The organism is Dehalococcoidales bacterium (assembly GCA_035529395.1).
GTDB lineage: Bacteria > Chloroflexota > Dehalococcoidia > Dehalococcoidales > Fen-1064 > DUES01.
The window spans coordinates 1-6156 of record DATKWT010000132.1; the positions used below are offsets into that span (position 1 = coordinate 1).

General features: G+C 55.1%; 4 protein-coding genes. 3 read left to right on the top strand and 1 reads right to left on the bottom strand.

Features of this window, described 5'->3' with window-relative positions; genetic code table 11:
* Nucleotides 1-162 precede the first annotated feature (162 nt).
* Nucleotides 163-993, bottom strand: a complete 831-nt coding sequence (locus VMW13_08575) for a 3-oxoacid CoA-transferase subunit A (protein HUV44868.1) — start codon at nucleotides 991-993, stop codon at nucleotides 163-165.
* A gap of 556 nt (nucleotides 994-1549) precedes the next feature.
* Here VMW13_08575 and VMW13_08580 point away from each other — a divergent pair.
* From VMW13_08580 to VMW13_08590, 3 genes are read left to right on the top strand one after another with little or no spacing between them, the layout of a single operon-like run.
* On the top strand, nucleotides 1550-2521 hold the full coding sequence (locus tag VMW13_08580; protein HUV44869.1) for an ABC transporter ATP-binding protein: 972 nt from the start codon (nucleotides 1550-1552) through the stop codon (nucleotides 2519-2521).
* Between the two features lie 29 nt (nucleotides 2522-2550).
* Nucleotides 2551-4389, top strand: coding sequence for a hypothetical protein (locus tag VMW13_08585; protein HUV44870.1), 1839 nt, complete (start codon nucleotides 2551-2553; stop codon nucleotides 4387-4389).
* The gene (locus VMW13_08590; protein HUV44871.1) at nucleotides 4386-5432 is read left to right on the top strand and encodes an ABC transporter permease; all 1047 of its coding nucleotides are present in this window, start codon (nucleotides 4386-4388) and stop codon (nucleotides 5430-5432) included. The genes VMW13_08585 and VMW13_08590 overlap by 4 nt, the downstream gene beginning before the upstream one ends.
* The last annotated feature ends 724 nt before the right edge of the window (nucleotides 5433-6156 follow it).

Sequence of the window (6156 nt, forward strand, 5' to 3'; positions counted from 1 at the left end):
AGGGCCCGTAGCCAAGTGCGCCGTTCTCTGTTTGAACGATGCAGCCCTCCGGCACATACGAGACACACATCTGGGGAAGACCGATACCCAGGTTGCAGTATTCGCCCGGCTTTATCTCCCTGGCTGCCCTCATGGCAAGCAGCTCTTCAGTGAGTCTGTCCTTCATTGTCCGCCTCCTTGCCGGTCTTCATGCAAGGCTCTTTCAGCAGCGGCAGCCTCCTCTTCGGCCAGCCGGGTGAGAGCGTATGTAACTATCGCCTGGATTGTTTCCGGTCGCCGTTTCAGGCCGAACGGGTCATCATCAGGTATCCTGACAATACGGTCGATATACACCCCCGGTGTTACTACCGTTTCAGGGTCGAGTTCTCCGAGTTCTACAATCTCAAAGACCTCGGCGATGGTGTACCTGGATGCCATGGCAATGACAGGGTTGGCTCCTCGGGCCGAGCCCCGGTAGACCAGGTTACCCCTGGTGTCCGCCCTGGCGGCCTTCACCAGACCCACATCGGGCCGAAGCGGTTCCTCGAAGAGGTATTCCACGCCGCCAATAGTCCGCTTTTCCTTTCCCTTCTCCACGGTAGTACCTACGCCGATAGGGCTATAGAAACCACCCAGTCCCATAGCGCCGGCATGAAGTCGCTCAATCATGACACCATGCGTGGTGCTCTCTATTTCCAGCGTCCCGTCTTCCACCCGCGTACCAAGAAATTCGGCATTCATACTCCCGAATGCCCGGGTGCCCATAAAAGCGGTGATTATTTTCTTTATCTGGGGAAGAAGTCCGGTCGGGTCGGCGAAGCCCATCTCTCCGAGCGTCGGCGGGACGGGGAGAAAATTGTTCATACAAACAGTCAGGTCCCTGACACCACGCTCAAGAAGGGCACGAAACAGGTACCCGGGACTGCCAGCGACACCCCAGAAGTGCGCGGCAATCATGTCGCCGTCATGGATTTCAGCCATTGCTTCGGCAGCAGTGCAAACCTTATTGTCCACTCGATACCTCCTCTCCCTGTTCTCCCGGCGGCAAGCGTGCCAGCCAAACAAGACAACCCCTGAGGCAGTTTCCGGCTACGTTTACTGCCAACAGGGATTGAGGTGCCCTGATTATCACACAGGAAAGTGGTACAGTTCAACCCACTGTACTCGTCAGGTACATCAATGACGCGCCATTGAGGACAATGGCGTGCCACTACCTAGTTGCACAAATCCGCGCAACATTTAGATTGCTTCGGTGTCTCTTCGCTTTGCTCAGAGCCCCGGCTCGCAATGACATGTGAACAGGATGAGACCCTTAGCTATGCTAAGGGTCTCGCTCCGCGGAACATACAAGAAAAGAATTACTCCTCACTGCTCTGAACGAGAGTACCCCACCGTTGGTAAGACCTGGGCTACGTGGCTCACGATATTAAGTCGCTGGCCCCACGATTTTGCACCGGCATGACCTTACCGGGAAGGCCTTGTCGCATTAGAATGAACCAGTTAAGGTGCAAAACCGAAGTTACCAGCATCGTGACATCGAGCAATATAGAGGTACGGAAAGGAGATATCATTGCGCCAGGTAACCGAGCGCCCGCTTTCACAGAGATACAGAGACGATTGGCCTCAGACAGGTGAGAGCCCTATCATCATGCTACAAGGCGTCAGCAAGTCCTACCGGGACTGTGTCGCCGTCGACCATCTGGACCTGGACGTCAGAGAGGGCGAAATCCTGGGTATCATCGGCCATAACGGTGCCGGTAAGACCACCATTCTCAAGATGATAACCGGCCTGATAAGTCCAACCGAGGGTAGTATCGAGATAATGGGCATGGACATCACCAGGGAAGGTACGCGTATCAAGAGCTTCATAGGGTACCTGCCGGAAGAGAGTCCATTCTACGAGAACATGACGGTCACCGAGTACCTGATGTTCTTCTCGGAGCTTTACCGCATCCCGCGCAGTGTGGCACGCGACCGAATCCACCGGTTGCTGGGCGTACTGAACCTGGCCGAAGAGAACAAGCTCACCGGCGAGCTCTCCAAGGGCATGAAACGGAAGGCAGCCATCGCCCGTACCCTGCTCCATGACCCCGGACTGCTGATACTCGATGAGCCAAACTCCGGGCTGGACCCGCTGACCTCTTTTTTCATTATAGACTATCTCAGGGCACTGAGGGACGAGGGTAAGACAATTCTTCTCAGCGCCCACAACCTGTTCCATATCGAGTACATCTGCGACCGTGTCGCCATCCTGAAGAATGGTCGACTGGTAATAGTTGATTCCATGGAGTCCCTCCGGCAGAGACTGGGAGAAAGGGAGTACGAGATAACCTTCAAGACGGCGGATGACCTGCCCTACGAAAAGAAGGGCGACAACTACATATTCAAGTCTGCCGATGTCGGACAGATGGCTTCACTGCTGCGGCAGGTCTCGGACAAAGGCTGGGCTCTGGTGGACCTCGCCATACGACAGTCCGCCCTCGAAGATATCTACGTGAAGCTGATGAACGGCACCGAGTTGGCTGCACCCGCCTCCGTGTAGGCCAGACCGCCAATGAAGTGCCCCACAGCTTGCTGTGGGGCATTACGGGAAGGGGAGCCGCCCTGCTCCGGGTCACGGAGCGGGTCCTGTTTTTCAACATGAGGAATATCCTGACCATCTCAAAGCGGGAAATCACCCGCCTGCGGACACGTTTCCGGGGCAGGTCAAGGGTCATTATCCTGCTTATCATCGGGCTGGCTGCATTCCTGTCTTATTTCGTTTCTCAGCAGGGGTTCATCCTCAGCAAGGAGTTCTACACAATTGGTGCCGGTCCGGATGCTCCCACGATATCGGACGCACGCTTCAATGTCGTTACCGTCGACCGTATCACGGGCTACACACTGCTGGCCGAGAAGAAGATAGATGTCTACATCAACGGTGGGGAGGTGGTCTGGCGAAAGGATGAACGGCGGTCACTATGCGCTGCCGGTGCACTGAAGCAGTTCCTAGAAAAGCAAGAGCTGTCCCGGATTGCAAATACATATGAGCTCGACAGGGCGTTCCCGCTTCGCGTCGAAGTCCACCATGTAGAGCTTCCGGAGGGCAATATCGCTGCCGCCAGCGCCGAGGTATCGTTCTGGGACCTGCTGGAATCAGCCGATAGTTCTCCTGAGTCAGGGCTCTCACAGGGGTCGTTCGACTCCACCGATATCGCGGTCCTGGCACAGCTGGAGGATTTCCAGAGTGGCGGCGGCGCACTGCCGGAGTTTAAGGCGGAGTTCGTCTCCGACGAAGAGATAATCATCCCGTCCCTGATGGACCCGCCAATTCCCCTCGCACAGGTGATGCTCGCCTTCTTCTATGTGGTGCCTATCTTCTTCATAAGCATCTTCTTCACAAGCAGCTTTATGGAGGAGAAGATTAACCGGAAGCTCGTTGTTCTTCTCTCTACACCGGTCACGCCTTTTCAGATTATCGTAGGCAAGATGCTGCCTTATCTCGGGTACTCGGTTATCAGCATCATCGTGATAACCCTGCTGCTCAAGGGCAGCGTCCCCCTGGCCCTGGCAATCTTCGTTCCCATCATGCTCTTTATCCTGTCCATATACCTGATGGTGGCCCTGCTCTACCGTACCTTCAAAGACCAGACGTTCTTCTCCCTGCTGGCGGTATCAGGCATCACCATCTACCTCATATTCCCGTCTATGTTCTCCGGGATAAGTGACCTCAGCTATATATCACCGCTCAACCTGGCAGTGGAGATGTACAAGGGAGAAACATTCGGACTGAGTGAGTATCTCCTCTCCACCACACCGATGTACCTTATCTTCGGGCTGGGGATGTTCATCGGGACACGCGTCTTCAACGAGGAGTACCTCATGGGCTTCCGACCGCTTCACCAGAAACTGGGCGAGGCGCTCCATCTTACGATAAACAAGAGGCATCCGCACCTGTCCATATTCCTCCTCAGCATTTTCGTCATCCCGGCGGTCTTCATGGTGCAGCTGGCCTCGATAGCTATTGCCTTCAATCTACCGATGGCCTACGCCATGGGTACCGTACTGGCGTTGTCCGTTGTCGTGGAAGAGATTGCCAAATCCGCCGGAATCGCTGTCCTCCTGCAGAATGGCGTGGTGAAGTCTACAAAGGCCGTGATTACTCTATCGTTCGTTGCTGCCCTGGGTTTCTTTGCCGGTGAGAAGCTGCTGCTTTATGTTGCCCTTAAGGTGATATCCGAATCCATGTTCACTACGGCTATCTTCGGTTCGGGTCTCCTGATAATGCCTCTGCTCGCCCACTTTATCTTCACCTCTTTCGTGTGCCTGATAACGGCCCGCTTCGGCGTGAAACGATATCCATTGGCGATAATCGCCGGTTCCGTCCTTCATATTCTGTACAATCTTACCGTAGTGGGAGTGCTATCATGAACAGGTTCTTCGCCATGGTACGGAGAGAACTGAAGTCCATTACGAAAGAGAAGACGATTATACTGGCCATTGTCATTCAGCTTTTCATTGCGTCTTTTTCCTCGGTCATCGTCACCGGTCTGATGGCATTCTACGACCCCGACTCCATCGGGCAAAGCACAAAAATGACAGTCACAGTAGGCGTAGTCGACCAGACCGACGGACCGCTGGTGGGAATACTGAAAAAGGAGAGTCTCAGGGTAAAGTCACTACCCGATGCCGCCAGTGCCGAGAGTGCCTTCCGGACCGGCCAGGTGGATACCGTCCTCCTTGTACCGGAGAAGGTCGGGAACGTGGTGAATATGAAGCTGATGCTGCCTGAGCTGGACTCCAAGGCAACCGTGATAATGATGGTACTCAAGGAGCCGTTGAAGCAATACGAGTCCTATCTACGCGAGCAGAACGGTATCGCCATGCAATATACGGACCTGCACGCCCGGACAGACACCAGCTACGAGTTCCTGTACTCGCTGATTCTGCCGATACTCATGTTCTTCCCCGCCCTGCTGGCAGGGAGTATCGTCATCGACACCGTGTCGGAGGAGGTTGAGAACAAGACACTGGATACCCTCCGCTCGGCACCGGTTTCACTCAACCAGATACTCGGGGCCAAGGTGTGTGCCGCGGTTATTACCGTGCTACTCCAATGTACGGCCTGGGCGCTGCTGCTGCGACTGAACCACCTGTACATAGAGAACCTTGGCCTGGTACTCTTGCTTAGTGTTACCATTGGTACCATCGTATCCGTGGGTGCTGCCGCCGCCTCGCTCTACTTCAAGGACAGGGAGAGGGCGCAGTTTGCCTACTCCATGGTGCTGGTGGTGATGGTCGGCCTGAGTTACCTGGTCAGTCCGTCACCATTCAGTCTGATGGCGAGACTGGCTACCGGCAGTCATTACACCGGTACCCTGGATGTGTTACTGTACATGGTACCCCTCATCGTCCTCGGTGCGGCATTCTTCAGGTGGTCGGGCAGATTGTTGTCGACCCAGAGTGTCCGCTAGTTCGGACAGGCAGGGTGTCATTGCGAGGAGCACCATGACGAAGCAATCTCCTGATAGCCACGAGATTGCCGCGCCTTCGCCTCGCTGCACACATCGTAAGGAAATCCCTCTGAGTCTCCCTTTGACAAAGGGAGAAGCCCTATATGGAAGGGGAGTAGCTTGCGAGGAGGGGCGCAGCCCCTCTTTCTTTTTTCTTCCCTCTTCCTCAAATGGGGAAGCGGGGTATTGGGGGATGGGGTCTCCGCCAGTGAGAAACTTCTCTTGGGCGGAAGAACGCTCAAGGGGGACACCCCCTTGGACCCCCGTTCCAGAAGGGGTTGCACCCCTCTGGACACCCCAAAACGGTGTGAAGTCATTCTCTGAGCAAAGGGTCTTTCGCACCTTATAGAATAGCGTGTTACCAGGGCAATGACTTCAGAAATAGCATGGGAGCGGGGAGTCTTAGCGGGGGTGCCTTTCAGAAGGGGCGCAGCCCCTCTTTCTTTTTTCTTCCCTCTTCCTCAACTGGGGAAGCGGGGTACAGGGGGATGGGGTCTCCGCCAGTGAGAAACTTCTCTTGGGCGGAAGAACGCTCAAGGGGGACACCCCCTTGGACCTCCGTTCCAGAAGGGGTTGCACCCCTCTGGACACCCCAAAACGGTGTGAAGTCATTCTCTGAGCAAAGGGTCTTTCGCACCTTATAGAATAGCGTGTTACCAGGGCAATGACTTCAGAAATAGCATGG